16 protein-coding genes are annotated in these 18,644 nt (G+C 40.0%); 7 read left to right on the top strand and 9 right to left on the bottom strand.

The genetic code is table 11. The annotated features are described in order from the left end of the window. Window positions 1-381 precede the first annotated feature (381 nt). Window positions 382-2,268, top strand: a complete 1,887-nt coding sequence (locus H5182_RS00985; RefSeq protein WP_182759341.1) for a M61 family metallopeptidase — start codon at window positions 382-384, stop codon at window positions 2,266-2,268. Window positions 2,269-2,375: 107 nt separating this feature from the next. On the opposite strand, the gene H5182_RS00980 is transcribed toward H5182_RS00985, so the two are convergent. Further along, complete coding sequence (locus tag H5182_RS00980) at window positions 2,376-3,686, bottom strand: amidohydrolase (RefSeq protein ID WP_145233121.1); 1,311 nt, start codon at window positions 3,684-3,686, stop codon at window positions 2,376-2,378. 51 nt (window positions 3,687-3,737) lie between these two features. On the opposite strand from H5182_RS00980, the gene H5182_RS00975 reads away from it, so the two are divergent. The 5 genes from H5182_RS00975 to H5182_RS00955 all read left to right on the top strand — a co-directional run bounded on the left by H5182_RS00975 (window position 3,738) and on the right by H5182_RS00955 (window position 7,001). Further along, a complete protein-coding gene (locus H5182_RS00975; RefSeq protein ID WP_182759340.1) occupies window positions 3,738-4,412 on the top strand; it encodes a Crp/Fnr family transcriptional regulator in 675 nt (224 codons plus the stop codon). An 82-nt stretch (window positions 4,413-4,494) separates the two neighbouring features. Further along, a complete protein-coding gene (locus tag H5182_RS00970) occupies window positions 4,495-4,914 on the top strand; it encodes a hypothetical protein (RefSeq protein WP_182759339.1) in 420 nt (139 codons plus the stop codon). A gap of 89 nt (window positions 4,915-5,003) precedes the next feature. Next, window positions 5,004-5,507 (top strand): DUF962 domain-containing protein, encoded by a 504-nt coding sequence (locus H5182_RS00965; RefSeq protein ID WP_145233124.1) that lies wholly within the window; start codon window positions 5,004-5,006, stop codon window positions 5,505-5,507. Between the two features lie 19 nt (window positions 5,508-5,526). Further along, entirely contained in the window at window positions 5,527-6,318 is a 792-nt protein-coding gene (locus H5182_RS00960; RefSeq protein ID WP_145233125.1) for an SDR family oxidoreductase, read from the top strand. A gap of 227 nt (window positions 6,319-6,545) precedes the next feature. Further along, window positions 6,546-7,001, top strand: coding sequence for a DUF4826 family protein (locus H5182_RS00955; RefSeq protein WP_220493027.1), 456 nt, complete (start codon window positions 6,546-6,548; stop codon window positions 6,999-7,001). Between the two features lie 178 nt (window positions 7,002-7,179). On the opposite strand, the gene H5182_RS00950 is transcribed toward H5182_RS00955, so the two are convergent. From H5182_RS00950 to H5182_RS00920, 7 genes are all read right to left on the bottom strand, one after another. Continuing rightward, on the bottom strand, window positions 7,180-7,638 hold the full coding sequence (locus H5182_RS00950) for a GNAT family N-acetyltransferase (RefSeq protein ID WP_182759338.1): 459 nt from the start codon (window positions 7,636-7,638) through the stop codon (window positions 7,180-7,182). A gap of 12 nt (window positions 7,639-7,650) precedes the next feature. Next, the gene (locus H5182_RS00945) at window positions 7,651-8,796 is read right to left on the bottom strand and encodes a cupin domain-containing protein (protein ID WP_182730630.1); all 1,146 of its coding nucleotides are present in this window, start codon (window positions 8,794-8,796) and stop codon (window positions 7,651-7,653) included. A gap of 82 nt (window positions 8,797-8,878) precedes the next feature. Then, window positions 8,879-10,249 (bottom strand): adenylosuccinate lyase, encoded by a 1,371-nt coding sequence (gene purB / locus H5182_RS00940; RefSeq protein ID WP_145233128.1) that lies wholly within the window; start codon window positions 10,247-10,249, stop codon window positions 8,879-8,881. A 32-nt stretch (window positions 10,250-10,281) separates the two neighbouring features. After that, on the bottom strand, window positions 10,282-10,884 hold the full coding sequence (hflD, locus tag H5182_RS00935; RefSeq protein ID WP_149982535.1) for a high frequency lysogenization protein HflD: 603 nt from the start codon (window positions 10,882-10,884) through the stop codon (window positions 10,282-10,284). Continuing rightward, window positions 10,884-11,984: a tRNA 2-thiouridine(34) synthase MnmA gene (gene mnmA / locus H5182_RS00930; RefSeq protein WP_145233130.1), complete on the bottom strand. Its 1,101-nt coding sequence runs from the start codon at window positions 11,982-11,984 to the stop codon at window positions 10,884-10,886. The genes hflD and mnmA overlap by 1 nt, the downstream gene beginning before the upstream one ends. Before the next feature lie 575 nt (window positions 11,985-12,559). Next, a complete protein-coding gene (locus tag H5182_RS00925; protein ID WP_182734261.1) occupies window positions 12,560-14,407 on the bottom strand; it encodes an ABC transporter ATP-binding protein in 1,848 nt (615 codons plus the stop codon). A 113-nt stretch (window positions 14,408-14,520) separates the two neighbouring features. After that, the gene (locus H5182_RS00920) at window positions 14,521-14,832 is read right to left on the bottom strand and encodes a DUF962 domain-containing protein (RefSeq protein WP_145233132.1); all 312 of its coding nucleotides are present in this window, start codon (window positions 14,830-14,832) and stop codon (window positions 14,521-14,523) included. A 152-nt stretch (window positions 14,833-14,984) separates the two neighbouring features. On the opposite strand from H5182_RS00920, the gene H5182_RS00915 reads away from it, so the two are divergent. Then, the gene (locus tag H5182_RS00915) at window positions 14,985-17,147 is read left to right on the top strand and encodes a prolyl oligopeptidase family protein (protein WP_182759337.1); all 2,163 of its coding nucleotides are present in this window, start codon (window positions 14,985-14,987) and stop codon (window positions 17,145-17,147) included. Between the two features lie 85 nt (window positions 17,148-17,232). Here H5182_RS00915 and H5182_RS00910 read toward each other — a convergent pair whose 3' ends face one another. Further along, window positions 17,233-18,522 (bottom strand): anti-phage deoxyguanosine triphosphatase, encoded by a 1,290-nt coding sequence (locus H5182_RS00910; protein ID WP_182759336.1) that lies wholly within the window; start codon window positions 18,520-18,522, stop codon window positions 17,233-17,235. Window positions 18,523-18,644 lie beyond the last annotated feature (122 nt).

Genomic DNA, 18,644 nt, shown 5'->3' with positions numbered 1-18,644 from the left:
TCTCCATACCATTACCAAAAAAGTAGCCTATTAGGATAGCGTACTGATGATTTATTTAGCCTGAACATAGGTATTATGCATGATTAAGTTTTAAAACAGTGCTTGCAGCGCTCTTATATTCTCAGTACAAGAATGCAAATAAGCGCTGATACAGCTAAATACGGCACTATAAATTGACTTAAAGCGCAAATAAATTGAACGCATTAAATGGTTGTTCGTCCATAAATCATTGCTATTAGCTGTTGTTATAGTTATAACGGATGTTGATTGTTTCAGAAATTTCTGAAATTAAATGGAGGTTGCCGAGTGTTTTGCACTCAAATTACTAGGACAATACCAATCTAATGCGCGTGCTTTGCGCCTCTCTAATTGGAGAAGTAAGTGAATAAACATGTTTTTGCTGCTGCCCTCAGCTCTGTTATGGGCTTTATGCTTCCAGCGTTTGCTGATGTTCCAAATCCGACTGATACCCCATATTCCGGCACTATAAAAATAGCGGTTGATGCCACAGATCTAGCTCATCGTATTTTTAAAATAAACGAAACTATCCCTGTTAATGCTGGTGAAATGACTTTGCTTTATCCGCAATGGATACCTGGACATCACTCACCAATTGGACCAATAAGTCAGTTGGCTGGATTGAAAATGTCAGCAAAAGGTAAAGTGATCGAATGGCAACGAGATCCTGGCAACGTATATGCTTTTAATCTTAAAGTTCCTAAAGGTGTACGTGAGTTGCATGTTGAATATCAATTCTTGTCACCACAAAGTTCAGAGCAAGGGCGCGTTATGATGACGCCAGAAATGCTCAATTTACAATGGGATACAGTAGCGCTTTACCCTGCTGGGCACTATAGCCGTAAAATTAAATTTCAACCGAGTGTAACGTTACCAAAAGGGTGGCAGTTTGCTACTGCACTTGAAAAGTCTTCGCAAAAAGGCAATACAGTTACCTTTGAGGGAATTGATTTTGAAAACCTTGTAGACTCGCCAATGTTTGCCGGTAGCCACTATAAGCGTGTTGATTTAAACCCAAATGCAGATACTCCGGTGTTCTTAAATGTCTTTGCCGATAAAGAAAAAGATCTTGAGATCAGTGCAGAAGGGTTAACAGCACACCGTGAGCTTATTCAACAAATGTATGCGCTTTATGGTGCACATCACTTTGATCATTATGACTTTTTACTTGCCCTGACAGATAAGTTAGGCGGTATCGGCATGGAACATCATCGCTCAAGTGAAAATAGCGCGAAAGAAAATTATTTTACTGACTGGGATAAGTCATGGGTCGGTCGCGATTTATTAGCACACGAATTTAATCATTCATGGAATGGTAAGTATCGTCGCCCTGACGCATTATGGACACCGACCTATAACCAAGTTAAAGAAGCTAATGGTTTATGGGTATATGAAGGGCAAACACAGTTTTGGGGGCAAGTCATTGCGGCTCGTTCAGGACTTTGGAGCCAAGAAAATGCGATGGATATGCTAGCTCGTTTAGGTGCAACCTACGACCAAGGCCGACCTGGCATGGCATGGCGTAATATTTTAGATACAACCAACGATCCAACTATCGCTCAGCGTTCATCTTTGCCTTATCGTAGTTATCAAATGAGCGAAGACTATTACTCTGGTGGAGAATTAATTTGGTTTGCGGTTGATGCAAAATTACGTGAATTGAGTAACAACAGTCATTCATTAGATGATTTTGCCCACAACTTTTTTGGCGTAAACCCGGGTGATTGGAATGTGTTGACCTACAAATTTGATGATGTGATTAACACGCTTAATGGTATTGAAAAGTATCAATGGGATGACTTTATTAATTCGCGTTTAAAAGGCCATGTTAACTTATCTAAATCACTGGAAGACCAAGGTTGGAAATTGACCTATAACGATAAAGCCTCTGAGGGCATTAAAGCAATTGAAAGCCGCTATAAATCAACTGATTTACTTTATTCTCTGGGCTTCTCGGTAAATAAAGAAGGCAAAATGCGTGACGTATTATGGGATAGCCCTGCATTTAATGCGGGTCTTGCGCCAAGTATGCAAATTGTTGCCGTTAATAATACTCAATTTAGTGCTGATGCACTCAAAGATGCAGTGACGGATGCTAAAGGCTCAAAAGCGCCAATTAAGCTCTTGGTGAAAAACTTTGATCAGTACAGTGAAATCCAGATCGATTATCATGATGGCCTTAAATATCCTCACCTTGAACGTATTGAAGGTAAGCCTGACTATTTATCACAGCTACTAACCGCACGATAAAATAAATCCGCGTAGGTTTATCAATACTTTTAAATATACCCACAGAGTGTGGGTATATTTATTTTATGCTAACCGATTATGATTTAGCATGTACGTTGGAGTTCTGGTTATTTTTTCATCGCAAAGTAATCCACAACTAACTGCGTCATCGCATTCACGCCTAATTGCAGTGCTTGCTCGTCAGCGAAAAACTGTGGTGAATGATTACTTGCTGCCGTTTTTGCATCTTGACCTTGTGGGGTAACACCTAAAAAGAAAAACAATCCAGGAGTTTCTAAAGCGTAATAGCTGAAATCTTCAGCGCCGGTGATCAAATCAGTGGTAATGATATTCTCAGCCCCAGCAACTTTAGTTAGTGTTGGCGTCATTTTTTGCGTGAGTTTTACATCGTTTACGGTGACAGGGTAGCCGTGGTCGATATGTACATCAGCTTTAGCACCACCGGATTCAGCGACCATTTCAGCTGTTTTCACTAAACGCTTTTTGATATCAGCGCGCATTGCTTGGTCAAAGGTGCGAATAGTGCCAATTAACTCGACACTATCCGGAATGATATTGGAACGTACGCCGCCATTAATAGCACCAAACGAAATAACTGACGGCGCTTTAGTAACATCAACTTGGCGAGATGAAATTGTTTGTGTGGCCATAATTATTTGTGATGATGCCACAATCGGATCAACACCATTCCATGGTCGTGAACCATGAGTTTGGCGGCCTTGTACATTAATTGTAAATGAATCTTCACTGGCCATAAGCGGGCCTTCACGGAAGCCAATTTGGCCTGTGTTTAATGAACTGGTTACATGTAAACCAAACACGGCGTCAGGTTTTTCTTTAAATAAGCCTTCTTTTAGCATGAGTTCAGCACCGCCTTCTTCACCTTCTGGGGCACCTTCTTCAGCTGGTTGAAAGACAAATAATACATCACCCGCTAAGTCATCTTGAATTTTAGCCAACGATTCAGCTACAGCCATTAGAATAGCGACATGGTTATCATGGCCGCAGGCGTGCATAACACCGACTTCATTACCACGGTAGGTTGAGGTCTGAGTTGAAGCAAACGGTAAATCAACTTGCTCAGTGACAGGCAAGGCGTCCATATCGGCACGCAGCGCCACTAAAGGGCCTTTTTTACCACCTTTGAGTTTAGCAACTACACCCGTATGGGCTATCCCAGTTTGTACTTCGAGCCCCAGTGCTTTTAAATGTTTAGTAATGTATTTAGCCGTTTCAAATTCGCGGTTACTAAGCTCTGGGTATTGGTGAAGATGGCGTCGCCAAGTGATCACTTTTTCACTTACACTGTGGTTAGCTTTTTTTAGATTCTTGTTGAGCTGTTGATCAGGAGCTGCTGCAAAACTTGGTGCAGATAACGTACTTAGCAATAAGCCGCTGTAAATAACTTTGTGTAACATAATGATCCCTTTTATTATTTGATTATTAAAACTAATGTAGAGTAAACCGATATGAATGAACAGGACCGTGCGATAGTTAACCAAGGAAATTGGTTTAGTAGCCGCTCTAAAGAATTTCAACACCAGCTATTGTTACATGCAAAAGTAATTAAACTCGATGCGGGTGAAGCATTATTTTTAAGAGGAGATGAAAATGCGGGTTTATACGCTGTTGTTAATGGAGTTATGCGAGTCAGTGGAGTAAATGGAGAAGGTAAAGAAGCGGTACTGAGTTTTATAGATCCCGCTATTTGGTTTGGTGAAGTTGCTTTATTTGATGGTGGTTTGCGTACCCACGATGTTTATGCACAAACACCCGCTCGATTGCTACATGTACCGCATCGGGCACTGATACAATTATTGGCAATCACGCCTGTTTACTGGCATGATTTTGGTGTTTTACTTTCACAAAAAATGCGGCTGCTGTTCACTTCATTAGAAGATCATGCTTTATTAACTGCACAGCAGAAAGTCTGTAAACGGCTGGTTATGATGGCAACCATGTCGCTGCCCAGTAATACCGCTACTATTATGTTATCGCAGCAACAACTCGCAGATATGACCTATTTAACTCGTCAAACTATTAATCAAATCTTGCAGTTATTAAGTGAAAAAAAGCTTATTTCCCTGCATTACCAGCGTATAGAAATTCTTGATAAACAACAGCTGGCTTTACTTGTACATTAGCTGCGTTATTATTTTTACCTGATATAAGTACATTGGCCTTAAATTTGCTTTATAAAATAAAACTATCAATGGATTTGAAGCAATGAGCTCACTAATATTTAATAATCAGTACCGTACAGAATCTTATAACCCTCCTGTGCAAGCGAAAAGCATAAGCCATCCTAAAGCGGCAACCGAATTGCCAGAAACGGCAATAAATAGCCAAGCTAATACTGTTAGCAGCCCTAAAAACCCTTCATATGGAAAAGACTTTTTAGAAAAAGCAAATGAAGCGCTTATTTATCAACGATTAGGTGTTGATAAAGATAAAATAGCTGAACTTAAGGCCGCGATTGAAAAGCTGACAGAAAAAATACAAGAGCAGGGAGGGGGGAATGACGAATTAGCAAAACAAATGGAATCGTTACAAAAAATGCTTGGACAAGAATATCAAAAAGGCCGTGAGTTACAATCTAAAACTCCGGATCACGATAAAGGTAAAATCATAAGCGCATTTGTATAAGTGGATTTTACAAATGTCGGCTAGAAGACATTGTTACGTTGTGTTAACTGCTAAAGTAAATAATAAGATAATTATATAAAGTAAAGAAAATGAAAACACTGCAACAACAACTGGGCAATTATGGCTTATATCACCGTTCAAAACGCAATGTACTCACACACTTTTTTGGTATTCCACTCATTGTATACGCTGTATTGTGTTTATTAGCGCGTATTTATTTACCGGTTGCTGATCATGTTATCAATGGCGCTCATGTTTTTGTGTTAGCTACTGTGATTTATTATTTACTGCTTAATGTCTCACTAGGTTTGATAATGGCTGTTATTTTAGTAGTAATGAGTATAGCGGCTGCGCCAATTGCATCACTTAGTTTTACTAGCTGGTTAGCTGTTAGTATAGGTGTTTTTATTTTTGGCTGGGTTTTACAGTTTATTGGGCATTATTTTGAAGGTAAAAAACCAGCTTTTGTTGATGACTTAATCGGGCTTATCATTGGGCCATTATTTGTGCTTGTTGAGGCGCTTTTTTTACTCGGACTATATAAACAACTCGAGCAACAGATCACAGACATTGCGGGTCCTACAAAGCCTTAATAATAATCATAGGTAGAGCATGAACTTTAATAATAAAACGGTGTGGATCACCGGGGCATCATCAGGTATTGGTAAAGAGTTAGCGATACAGTTAGCACACTTAGGCGCTAATATTATTTTATCAGCCAGAAGTGCAGATAAACTAAATCAACTTTGTAGCGAGTTACCGGCTGGACAACACAAAGTAATACCTCTTGATTTATCACAACCTGAGCGGGTACTTGAGTATGTTGCAAATAGTATGGCTACGATTGGTAACGTTGATATTTTAATTAATAATGGTGGCGTGTCGCAGCGTAGTTTGTTTTTAGAAAATGACTTTATTGTGTATCGTCAACTTATGGAAGTTAACTATTTTGGTTTGATTGCGCTAACTAAAGCGGTATTACCGAGTATGGTTAAAAATGGCGGCGGCTGTGTAGTATCAATCAGTAGTGTCGCAGGTAAAGTTGGCTCTAAATTCAGAACCGGTTACTCAGGCTCTAAATATGCAGTCGTTGGTTTTATGGATTGTTTGCGAGCTGAAGTGGCCGATAAAAACATTCATTGTTTGACTATCTGCCCAGGCTCTATAAAAACGGCTATTGCTCATAATTCACTTAATGAACATGGTATTGCGCAAAATAAGGCTGAACACTCCATTGAAAATGGTATGGATGTAACGGCTGCTGTGAAGCAAATGGTCAGTGCAATAGCTAAACGTAAAGATGAAGTGGTGGTTGGCGAGGGGATCAGTGGCTGGGCTCCGACTATAAAACGTTTCTTTCCTAGTTTTTTTAATCGTATGACAGCGAAAAAGAATTATCGTTAAACAAACGATGAATAATACCGTGCTGGTATGCATTAACAGCGGCTTTATAGTTTATAAATTAGCTATAAATTGATTTTTTTGCAGTATTAGTAAACAGTTGTGCGTAGAACGATGGGTTAGAATGTAGAAAAAACAGGCGATCGCTTATGATCTCGCTGGAATTGGTCTTTTATACTTGCACCGATAATTATATGCACTTAAAGTAGCTAAAATGATGTAAACGAGTGATGAATACTGTGGAACAAAAACAACTTAAAGAATTAACACCAGAAGAACAAGAACAAGCAAAGCAGCAAAGTATTGCATGGCAACGTGAGTGTTTTCAAAATGCACAAAAGCATTTAGCAGAGAAGGGCGTAATGCCAAAAACTTTGCTAGAAAAAGAAAGCCGCTTTATCGCTCCGTTATGTGCCCTATGGAAGTTTAAAGGCCAAGACGGTAAAAGTTATTGGGTTATCACCGGTCGCTTACCAACTGATCATGCGTTAGCATCAGTTGCCGAAAATGCGCGTGATGCGCTGCGATATTTTTCTCTGCAATGGCAGTTAAAAGCAGATCAAATTATGCAAACCGGTGGACACGATAAAACTAAAGTTGATTTTGCAAACCTACTAATTAATCGTGCGCATGGTATTTATGAAATGTACGAAAAAGAAGAGCTGTGGGCAAACGAAGTTAATTAACCTGAAAGCTTATTTATAATTTTAACTTAAAGATTTTAATATAAAGAACAGCTTTAAAAATTAAAAAAGCGAACGTGTTATGTGGAGTTACACATTAATATGTTCGCTTTTTTAATGCCCATTGCGTTAAATTGGTGGTTTTTAACTCGCTAGGATGGCCATTTTTAATAAATTTTTATCAATGCACCAGTGTAAATGGTTTCGTATTGAATTTATTAATGGGGCATTGCATACGAAGCCGTGGAATACCTGCTTCCATAAACACACAACCTTGTTGTTCAAAGCCATTACGTTTAAATCGTTCTACCTCATTTAAAATACAATTAATGCTGACGCAATCACAACCCTGCTGTTGTGCAAGCTCAACAATATAATTCAGCAATGAACGATAGACGGAGCGATTACGGTGCTCTGGCAGCACCGCAATACGGCTAATAAGGCCATCGCTACATAATCGGCCTGTTGCAACTGGGCCTTGGCTGTCATCTGTTACCAGTATATGATGAGCATATCTATCAAGATTATCAAACTCGATATGTTTGGGAATATGTAGTTCACATACAAATACCCGCTCTCTGATCTGTTGTAGTAACTCCTTGCCTATATCCCATTCTACCTTGTTGATATGATAGCCCATACAAACACACTCCTAGCAAAACCAAATCCCCTCATTAATTAGTGTAGTAAAGGTTTGTATAAAAACTAAACTATTTTTTGAACTATTTAGTTGCTCTGCTGTCACCATAGTATGGTCAGTGAGTAATTTAACCGCAGTTAAGTCACTAACAGGGAGTGGGTAGTTTTCACCATTTACGCTGAGAAGTATTTCATTTTCAAAAACTTGATACAATGCACGGGTGCCACCGAGGCGCTCAAAAATCACATCATCATCATTCAATAGCTCAGCTATTTGTTCACTATTAAATAAATCTTCTGGCGGCATTAAATCCATTTCATGCTTAGGTTGACTAAGTGTATTACCTAACCAAGATTTAAGTAATGCGTCGTCATTTAGGGCCGCTTGCATTAATAGTTTAATGTTTTCGACTTCGCAAGCTTGGATCTCACCTTTAGAATCGCGCAGTGTTATTGCAGGGTCTTGATAACGGCTATTTCCCGCTTCTTTATCAATAATGTGATCAGCAAAGTTTGATAATAGATCGCGTTGATTTGGTGCACGAAATCCGATCGAGTAGTTTAATGCGTTTTCTACAGCATAACCTTCATGTGGGCAGCCCGGCGGGATGTATAAAATATCGCCTGGTTCTAGGATGCAATCAATCACGGCTGGAAATTGTTCAACTTGTAATAAACTTTTATTTTGTGCAAATTGTTTTAGTTTATTATCTGGCATACCGACACGCCAATGACGCTTGCCTTCACCTTGAATAATAAATACGTCGTATTGATCTAAATGCGGACCGACTCCACCCCCAGGCGTTGAAAAGCTGATCATTAGGTCATCAATACGCCAATTAGGAATAAACCGAAATGGTTCCAGCAGCTGCGCAGCATTAGGATGCCAATGATCGACTGCTTGTACGAGTAGGGTAGAATGTTGCTCGGTTAGTAATTCAAAATCTTCAAATGGGCCATGATGCGCTTGCCAGTCATTATCATGATTAGTGATAATACGCGATTCAATGCTCTCTTCCATGGCAAGACCGGCAAGCTCATTAGCATCAAGCGGGTCGGCAAAGTCTGTAAACCCTTGCTTGATCAAGAGCGGTTTTTTTTGCCAATACTGTGTTAGAAAGTCTTGCTCGGATAAGTCGTTAATCGTTAATTGATACATGCTGCGCCCATTAAAATGAAAAAAGCGAAAGGCAAGAGCCTTTCGCTTTATAGTGTATATAAAATAAGTTGTCGCAGAAAGCTTAAACTAGGTTGTCGATAAACTCGACAGCACGACCAATATAGTTAGCCGGTGTTAGTTTTTTCATTTCTACTTTTGCTTCTTCCGGTAACTCTAAACCATCGATGAAGTCAGCCATGATCTCTTGATTTACACGTTTACCACGGGTTAAATCTTTTAGCTTTTCGTATGGTTTTTCGATGCCGTATTTACGCATTACCGTCTGAATTGGCTCTGCTAGCAGTTCCCAGTTCTGATCTAACTCGTCAAGTAAACGTTGCTCGTTTACTTCTAACTTGCTTACACCTTTTAGGGTTGATTGGTATGCAATTAGCGCATAACCCATACCAACACCTAAGTTACGCAGTACTGTTGAGTCAGTAAGGTCACGTTGCCAGCGAGATACCGGCAGCTTTTGCGCTAGATGAGCGAAAATAGCATTTGCTAGGCCTAAGTTACCTTCGGAGTTTTCAAAATCAATCGGGTTAACTTTATGTGGCATAGTTGATGAACCAATTTCACCCGCAATGGTTTTTTGTTTAAAGTGATTTAGCGCTATATAGCCCCATGCATCACGGTCAAAATCTAATAAGATAGTGTTAAAGCGAGCAATCGCATCAAATAACTCGGCAATGTAGTCATGCGGTTCAATTTGCGTTGTAAATGGGTTGAATGTTAACCCTAGGCTAGTTACAAATTGCTCAGCATGATTGTGCCAATCGTAATCAGGGTAGGCACTTAGGTGAGCATTGTAGTTACCTACAGCACCGTTGATTTTACCTAGCATTTCAACTTGTGCAATTTGGTCACGTTGACGCTTTAAACGCATATATACGTTGGCAAATTCTTTGCCCATAGTTGAAGGTGTTGCAGGTTGACCGTGAGTACGTGTCATCATTGGTACTGCTTTGTACTCAATGGCTTTTTCTTTAATTGCATTAAGTAGTTGATCACAGTAAGGAAGTAATACTTCGTTACGTGCTTCAGTGAGCATTAAACCGTGAGACAGGTTATTGATGTCTTCTGATGTACATGCAAAGTGAATAAATTCATTAATTGCATGTAACTCGGCGTTGTCAGCTACTTTTTCTTTTAATAAGTATTCAACGGCTTTAACATCGTGGTTTGTAGTACGCTCGATATCTTTTACACGTTGCGCATCGGCTTCGCTGAAGTTATCAACAATCGCGTTAAGTAAAGCATTGGCTTCGTCGCTAAATGCCGGTACTTCTTTGATCGCATCAGCTGCTGCAAGGGCTTGTAACCAACGAACTTCGACTGTTACACGGTATTTTATCAAGCCAAATTCGCTGAAAATACTGCGTAGTTCAGTGGTTTTGCTGCCGTAGCGACCATCCACCGGAGAGATAGCTGTTAACGCTGAAAGCTCCATAATAACTCCTAAATTTTAGTTTTGAACGATAATTAAATATGGTTTTTAGCAATGGCGATAATTCTTCTTTTCGCAAAGAAAAAGTGACGGCGTTTACCGCCCATTTGTCGCCATAATACTGCACTGCGAATACCTGCTAATAATAATGCACGTATTTTGTGTTGTACTAATTGCTGTTTTAGTAAGTCAGGCTTGCCATAAACCTGAATTCGGTGCCCTAGGGGGCTAAGCACCTTTGAATAAATATCGGCAAGAGCCGTAATAACAGTGTCATCAGTAATAGCAAAGTGATCAAGACGTCGCTTGATATCATCAATGCTTTTACCAAGCTCTGCTAAGCTACTTGCTTTTGCGCTCAGTGCACGCTCAAGTTGCATTAAACCGCCAACGTATTTGACGATTTCAACATCTTTCTTTTCACCTGCACTGAGTTGATCAAGTAAGATTTTATAACCATCTCTTAGATTCTCAGTGCCTTGATACACATCACTGGGTGAATCAGGGGAGGTTTGTACAATACTGGTTAATAGTTTTTCTAATTCGTAATCGTTGCTACTGCCGTACTGCGCTATTTTTTGAACTTGTTTAGCAACTTGGCACATGGCTGCTAATGCCATGACTTGGTGTTCATTCATTATTTGATCACCGAATCAATAATACCGCCACCTAAACATATTTCGTTGGCATAAAATACCGCAGATTGTCCTGGGGTTACTGCTTTTTGTGGTTCATCAAATAATACTCGGGCAAAACCATCATCGCCAACGAGCAGCGTACAGTTTAGGTCTTCTTGACGGTAGCGAGTTTTTACCGTGCAGCGGGTGGTACCTTTTGGTCCAACACGATCAACCCAGTGTAATTGGTTGGCATTTAGTCCATTGCTGTAAAGACGCGGATGGTCTTTACCTTGACCAACAATCAATACGTTGCGTTCTAAGTCTTTATCTACTACATACCATGGTTCGCCAGAGCCTTCTTTCATGCCACCAATTAGCAAACCTTTACGTTGACCGAGAGTGTGATACATCAAGCCTTCGTGTTCACCAACGTTGTTACCGTCTGTGTCTTCAATAACACCCGGTTGTGCAGGTAAGAATTTTTGTAGGAAGTCTTTAAACTTACGCTCACCGATAAAGCAAATACCGGTACTGTCTTTTTTATCGTGGGTAATTAAGTCTTGTTCTTCAGCAATGCGGCGCACTTCAGGTTTGGCAATATCACCAACTGGGAACAGCGTTTGTGCAATATGTTCATGACTTAATGTGTATAAAAAGTAGCTTTGATCTTTGTTATCATCAAGACCACGACACATAACGTATTTATCATCGCGTAATTCACGGCGTACATAATGTCCCGTGGCTATAAAGTCAGCGCCAAGCGCCGTTGCTGCAAATTCTAAAAAAGCTTTGAATTTGATTTCTTTATTACACATGATGTCAGGATTTGGCGTACGGCCTGCTTTATATTCAGCAAGAAAGTACTCAAATACGTTATCCCAATATTCTGCGGCAAAATTAACTGTGTGTAGTTCAATCCCCAGCTTGTCACAGACTGCTTGCGCGTCTTTTAAATCGTCGGCAGCAGCGCAATATTCATCATTATCATCTTCTTCCCAGTTTTTCATAAAAAGGCCTTCAACTTGATAGCCTTGTTGTTTTAATAAATAAGCTGATACAGAAGAATCAACACCGCCGGACATGCCAACGATGACTTTAATGTGACTATTTTCGCTCATGGATAATTTCGCTTATACAGGTTGCTGTCATTTAAACTACTAGCGCATACGCGTATTATAGAGCTAAAAGGAGACACTCTGACAAATTACGCAGGCTATGAAAGGCCGCGATTATAGCAGTATACCCAAACCACCTCAAGATGCAGAATTCAGCGTTTCACAGGTGCTTAATATCAAGGCGTTACTTTGCAACAATGGCAGTCCCTTTTAAGAAGTAACAACGCTGAGAGTAAGTGCCTGTGAAACGCCCAACGGGTTGGTTTAAAAGCGATTTATACTGCGTTATTGATTTTAACAATAGAACCACTATTACTTGCAATCAATGCCTTTACTAAATCGCTTTTAATTCCAACTGAAACTCGCATCTTTAGGTGGTTTGGGTATATAGACAGCCAAGCCACCCAAAATATGAGTTTTGTAGGGAACAGTTTCGTAGCCAAATTGGCAGGGAAGGTGTGGTTTTTAGGTTGTATTAAAAACGATAAAATTTTTTTTAATGACACTTGGCTGGTTAAGTTTCAAAAAACAGCGCTTGGATTTTGAAACTTAACTAGGGCGTTATGGCTAGGTAAAAATTATTCTACACCAATAAACCCACCGGTTTGGTGTGTCCACAACGCGGCATAAATACCATTTTGTGCCAGCAGTTCTTCATGGCTACCTTGCTCTACAATGCCGCCCTCATCAAGTACGATGAGCCGGTCCATTTGTGCAATAGTGGATAGTCGATGCGCGATGGCAATGACGGTTTTACCGGTCATTAAATCATCAAGACTAGCTTGAATAGCCGCTTCAACTTCAGAATCGAGCGCGCTGGTGGCTTCATCTAAAATTAATATCGGGGCGTTTTTCAGCAGCACCCGAGCAATGGCGATACGTTGGCGTTGACCTCCAGAGAGTTTTACGCCGCGCTCACCCACTTGGGCTGCAAAACCTTTGTTGCCTTTGCTATCTTCAAGGTCATCAATAAACTCTAGCGCTTTGGCTTGTTTAGCCGCTTTCATCATTTCTTCATCGCTGGCATCTGGGCGGCCATAAAGGATATTTTCTTTGACTGTCCGATGCAGTAAAGAAGTATCTTGGGTAACCATCGCAATGTACTTACGCAGGCTTTCTTGACTCACTTTTGAGATATCTTGGCCGTCGATGTTGATACTACCGCTATCAATATCGTAAAAACGTAGCAACAAATTAACGAGTGTTGACTTACCAGCGCCAGAGCGACCAACAAGACCTATTTTCTCTCCGGCTTTGATATTGAGATTTAAGCCATTGATAACAGCGCCGCGATTCGTTTCGTTTGCGGCTTTACCGTAGTTAAAATGCACATTATTAAAGTCAATTGCACCTGTGGTTACACTTAATGTGCTGGCATCAGGCAGATCATCGACTTCAATTGGGTTTGATAACGTTTTCATACCATCAGCGACAGTGCCGATGTTTTCAAACAAGCCACTAATTTCCCACATGATCCACTGTGCCATGCCATTTAAACGCAGTGCTAAGCTTACCGCAATTGCAATTGCGCCGGCACTAATGGCGCTCAGAGTCCATAAATACAAAGATAATGCCGCAACACTAAATACTAAAAAGTAGTTAAGCGTTTGAATGGCAAAATTTAAACTGGTAACTAAGCGCATTTGCTTATACACAGGTTGTAAAAAAACATCCATGCTGTCTTTTGCGTACTGCTCTTCACGTTGGGTATATGAGAACAATTTAATAGTCGAAATATTAGTGTAACTGTCAACTATTCGGCCGGTCATCTCAGAGCGAGCGTCTGCTTGCGAGCTAGCCACTTTTTTGAGCTTAGGTACATAGTACATTTGGATCAAAATATACAGAGCTAACCATACAAGCAAAGGAAGCATTAAGCGCCAATCGGCTTCGGCTACTAAAAACACCATAGCGCCAAAATAAACCACGATATACATTAATACATCAAGTAGTTTCATCACGGTTTCACGCACCGCGAGGGATGTTTGCATTACTTTGGTGGCGATGCGCCCTGCAAATTCATTTTGGTAAAAGCTCACACTTTGGCGAAGCAAATAGCGATGTGCTAACCAACGAATTGACATCGGGTAATTACCTAACAAGGCTTGGTGCAATATCGCAGAATGAAAAAACACCACGATAGGTAGGACAACAAGTAGCACTATCGCCATTTTTATGAGTTCAGATTTTTGCTCAACAAATAATGTTTCAGGGGTGTAGATACTTAGCCAATCAACAAGCTGGCCCATATAGCTAAACAGTGATACTTCTAAAATCGCGAGCAATGCTGCGCTTAGCGACATAAAAAATAGCGAGACTTCCATACCTTTAGTGTAGTGACGACAAAATGCAAATAGCGTCGCAGGAGGCTGGGTTGGCTTTTGTTCGGGAAACGGCTTGATCATCCGCTCAAATAATCGATACATTTTAATATCTTGAATAGCAAAAATGGCGTTAACTATATCACTGAAAAGCGACAAAAACAGGTTTGCATAATGATCTTTTTGCTTGTTTGTCGGTTATTACAAAACAACAGTGACTACCATTTTATTTTGCCAATCAGCATATCTTTAAACATCACCCAGTCTGCCCATAAGCTATAAAACGGGTATTTGAACGTAGCAGGGCGGTTTTTCTCAAAGAAGAAATGACCAACCCAGGCAAAACCATAACCAATAATGGGTAGCAACCACAACAGCATAAATTGTTGGCTATACAGCACATACAAAACGATAATAAGCACCAAAGAGCTACCAAAAAAATGTAACCGTTTGCAGGTAATATTTTTATGTTCTTGTAAGTAGTATGGGTAAAACTTTTTAAAGCTAGTAAATTCTGGTGTATTTTTCATATCACATATCTTGTTAATGCTATTGACTGGTTTTAAATATTTAGTTTTACATTTCTTTACAGATATTAGGCGCTTTGATCTCATACTACTAGACATACTTACGACAAATTTATACCGTTATGAGTCTAACAAATAATTAAAAGATCATAATCATGTTAAAAAAAGCCATTACTTGCGCGGTGTTAGTTGCGCTTTGGGGTTGTTCTGAATCGACATCAATATCAACAAACAATCAAAATAATGCAGCAGCACCGATAACTGCTAACCAATCTATCACTTACCCAGAAACAAAAAAAGGGACTGTGGTTGATCAGTACTTTGACGAGAAAGTGGCTGATCCATACCGTTGGTTAGAAGATGATATGAGCAGTGATACGGCTAAGTGGGTTAAAACACAAAATGAACTGACTTTTTCATATCTTGAAAATATCCCGTACCGGGATAAATTAAAAGCCAGCCTTGAAAAGCTAATGAATTACGAAAAAGTAACGGCTCCATTTACTGAAGGTGAATACACCTACTTTTATAAAAATGATGGCCTACAGAACCAATATGTACTTTATCGTAGTAAAGGCAAGGGCGAAGCAGAGGTTTTCCTCGATCCAAATAAGTTTAGCGAAGATGGTACAACTTCAATGTCTGGTCTGACTTTCTCTGAAGATGGTTCGCTAGCAGCTTATCAGATCTCTGAAGGTGGCAGTGATTGGCGAAAAGTCATTATTATTGATACGCAAAGTAAAGAGCAAATTGAAAGTGCATTAATCGATATAAAGTTCAGTGGTATTGCTTGGGTTGGCAACGATGGTTTTTATTACTCAAGCTACGATAAACCTAAAGGCAGTGAACTCTCGGCAAAAACTGATCAACACAAAGTGTATTACCATAAATTAGGAACTGCACAAACAACCGATGAACTTATATATGGCGGCTCTGAGGAACAAAAACATCGCTATATTGGTGCCTCGGTAACGCGTGATAATCGCTACTTATTGATTTCTGCTAGTGTTTCAACATCTGGTAATAAACTGTTTATTAAAGATTTAACCAAGCCAGACAGCAAACTTGTCTCAGTGCTTGATAATACAGATTCAGACACTTACGTTTTAGATAACGACGGCAGTAAGTTATTTTTAGTAACAAACTTAAATGCGCCGAATAAGAAAGTAGTGACGGTAGACGCCACAAACCCAACTGTTGAGTATTGGCAAGATTTGATCCCAGAAACAGATAATGTATTGAGTATGTCTAAAGGGGGGGATTTCTTTTTTGCAAAATACATGGTTGATGCCATTTCTAAAGTGCAACAATATGACAAAGCTGGCAAGTTAGTTCGTGAAATTAGTTTACCCGGTGTGGGTACCGCTCGTGGTTTCAGTGGTAAAAAAGAAAGTAGTACGCTTTATTATTCATTCGCTAATTACACAACGCCGGGCAATACCTATGCGTTTGATGTAAATACTGGTAACTCAGACGTTTACCGTAAATCTGGGGCGCAGTTTGATTCTGCGGCATATACTTCTGAACAAGTATTTTATAGTTCAAAAGATGGTACTAAAGTACCGATGATCATCTCCTATAGAAAAGATTTAAAACGTGATGGTACTAACCCAACTATTCTATATGGTTATGGCGGTTTTAATGCCAGCATGACGCCAAGCTTTAGTTCAACCATTGCTGCGTGGCTTGAGCAAGGGGGTGTCTACGCCGTGGCTAATATTCGTGGTGGCGGTGAATACGGTAAACAGTGGCATGATGCGGGTACACAACTTAAAAAGCAAAATGTATTTGATGATTTTATAGCTGCTGCTGAGTATTTAAACGCAGAGAAATACACATCAAGTGATTACCTAGCCGTTCGCGGTGGTTCAAATGGCGGTTTATTAGTTGGCGCGGTCATGACTCAGCGCCCTGAGTTATTTAAAGTCGCACTACCTGCAGTAGGCGTACTTGATATGTTACGGTATCACACTTTTACCGCCGGAGCTGGCTGGGCATATGACTATGGTACGAGTGAGCAAAGTAAAGAAATGTTTGATTACTTAAAAGGCTACTCGCCAGTTCATAATGTAAAAGCTGGGGTTAAATACCCAGCGACCTTGATCACCACAGGCGATCACGATGACCGTGTGGTGCCAGCTCACTCTTATAAGTTTGCAGCGGAGCTACAAGCCAAAGGTGCAGGGAACAATCCATACCTTATCCGTATTGAAACTAATGCGGGTCATGGTGCAGGTACACCAACCAGTAAAATTATTGATCAATATGCAGATATTTACGGTTTCACCCTTTATAACATGGGTATCAAATCACTGTAATTGAATAATATAAATAAAACACCGAAGCGATTGTTTCGGTGTTTTTAAGGTTGCGCAGTGGGACTTTGCAACGCAAGAGTATTAATTAGCTATTACTTGAAAAAAGGCGTTGGTGTGTTTTAAACGCATATTCGTCAGTCATACCACTTAAATAATCACAAATTACTCTGTGTGTATTACCATTTTGTTGTTGTGCTAGGCGAAACACATTTGCTGTGGTTTCAGGTAAAAGTCGTAATGGTTCGCAGGCAAATGCTTCAAATAATTCAATAATTAATTTTTGTCCTTTAAACTCAATTTGCTGCATATGTGAAGCACGAATGAGTCGTTGATAAATAAATGACTTTAAAGTCTCAAGTAAATGCTGATAACTGTGCGGTAGTTCAACGGTGTAATTTAAAATTGGATTTTCAAACTCAAGTTCTGTGTGCACAATGGATGATTGAGTAATAAATAAGTTTACTAATTCCCCAATCACATCTTTACGTTGTGCTTCGCTACCTAAAAATAGCCGCTCTGTTAAGTTACTGTCGCCAAGCCACTCACATTGCACAAGCTCAAGTGCGGGTAAGGCATGATTTTGCCACTCTTTTAGGGTGATTTGCTCTGTTGCAATTGCGTCTTCAAGGTCATGTACGGCATAAGCAATATCGTCGGCAAGTTCCATAATTGCTGCATCAAGGGATTTAAAACTGGTTTTAGATCTAAACTCATCGACGGCCTTAAAATCGCCTAAGCGTTGTTTATCAGCGTCAGATAAAGGCGCTACAATCCAGTCAAAGGTCCCTTTATCATCCTTGTATAAACCTTTTGCTGGACGCCAGTCGTCAGCTTTTATAAATGCACGTTGCGGATCATGATGTGGGATGGTGTGCCATAAGTCATCAATAAAAGCCGGGTATTTTATAAAGCCAAGCAAAGTACGGCGCGTTAAGTTCATACCATGACCATCACTGTATGGTTCGAGTCTTGAAACAATGCGCAGTGTTTGTGCATTGCCTTCAAAACCACCATGTTCACGCATCATGTAGTTAAGGGCAATTTCACCGCCATGGCCATAAGGAGGATGGCCTATATCATGCGCCAAACAAAGCGTCTCAAGCAAACTAGGGTCGGGAAAATGTGTGAAGTCAGGGTGTTGTTTCTCTAAATGACGAAGTAAACCACTGCCAATTTGCGATACCTCTAAAGAATGAGTTAATCGTGTACGATGAAAATCATTTAGGCCAATTCCCATTATCTGAGTTTTAGCTTGCAAACGTCTAAATGCAGCTGCATGGATTATCCGGGAGCGGTCTACTTGCCACGCTGAGCGATTGTCATTAGGGCGAAACTTGTTTTGATTTATTATGCGGCTTTGCCAGTCTAATTTCATTAATGGGTATCCGGTAACTTCTTTAGCGTTTTTATGCGCTTAATTGTAGCCGATTTTTATAGATTATAAATCCTTCAAATGGGTATATTCGCCTTTATTGGAGTGCTTAGGTATAATGAATG

Origin of the sequence: Pseudoalteromonas sp. SG44-17 (assembly GCF_014164235.1) — a bacterium.
GTDB lineage: Bacteria > Pseudomonadota > Gammaproteobacteria > Enterobacterales > Alteromonadaceae > Pseudoalteromonas > Pseudoalteromonas rhizosphaerae.
Note: the sequence above shows the minus strand (reverse complement) of the source record. Positions and strands in the feature narration are given on the sequence as shown.

Coding starts and splice junctions, on each gene's coding strand:
- H5182_RS00955 (WP_220493027.1), top strand. CDS start 6,546: ATGAATACTGTGGAACAAAAACAACTTAAAGAATTAACACCAGAAGAA.
- H5182_RS00975 (WP_182759340.1), top strand. CDS start 3,738: ATGAATGAACAGGACCGTGCGATAGTTAACCAAGGAAATTGGTTTAGT.
- H5182_RS00910 (WP_182759336.1), bottom strand. CDS start 18,522: ATGAAATTAGACTGGCAAAGCCGCATAATAAATCAAAACAAGTTTCGC.
- hflD (WP_149982535.1), bottom strand. CDS start 10,884: ATGAATGAACACCAAGTCATGGCATTAGCAGCCATGTGCCAAGTTGCT.
- H5182_RS00920 (WP_145233132.1), bottom strand. CDS start 14,832: ATGAAAAATACACCAGAATTTACTAGCTTTAAAAAGTTTTACCCATAC.
- mnmA (WP_145233130.1), bottom strand. CDS start 11,984: ATGAGCGAAAATAGTCACATTAAAGTCATCGTTGGCATGTCCGGCGGT.
- H5182_RS00915 (WP_182759337.1), top strand. CDS start 14,985: ATGTTAAAAAAAGCCATTACTTGCGCGGTGTTAGTTGCGCTTTGGGGT.
- H5182_RS00945 (WP_182730630.1), bottom strand. CDS start 8,796: ATGTATCAATTAACGATTAACGACTTATCCGAGCAAGACTTTCTAACA.
- H5182_RS00965 (WP_145233124.1), top strand. CDS start 5,004: ATGAAAACACTGCAACAACAACTGGGCAATTATGGCTTATATCACCGT.
- H5182_RS00925 (WP_182734261.1), bottom strand. CDS start 14,407: ATGTATCGATTATTTGAGCGGATGATCAAGCCGTTTCCCGAACAAAAG.
- purB (WP_145233128.1), bottom strand. CDS start 10,249: ATGGAGCTTTCAGCGTTAACAGCTATCTCTCCGGTGGATGGTCGCTAC.
- H5182_RS00970 (WP_182759339.1), top strand. CDS start 4,495: ATGAGCTCACTAATATTTAATAATCAGTACCGTACAGAATCTTATAAC.
- H5182_RS00960 (WP_145233125.1), top strand. CDS start 5,527: ATGAACTTTAATAATAAAACGGTGTGGATCACCGGGGCATCATCAGGT.
- H5182_RS00980 (WP_145233121.1), bottom strand. CDS start 3,686: ATGTTACACAAAGTTATTTACAGCGGCTTATTGCTAAGTACGTTATCT.
- H5182_RS00950 (WP_182759338.1), bottom strand. CDS start 7,638: ATGGGCTATCATATCAACAAGGTAGAATGGGATATAGGCAAGGAGTTA.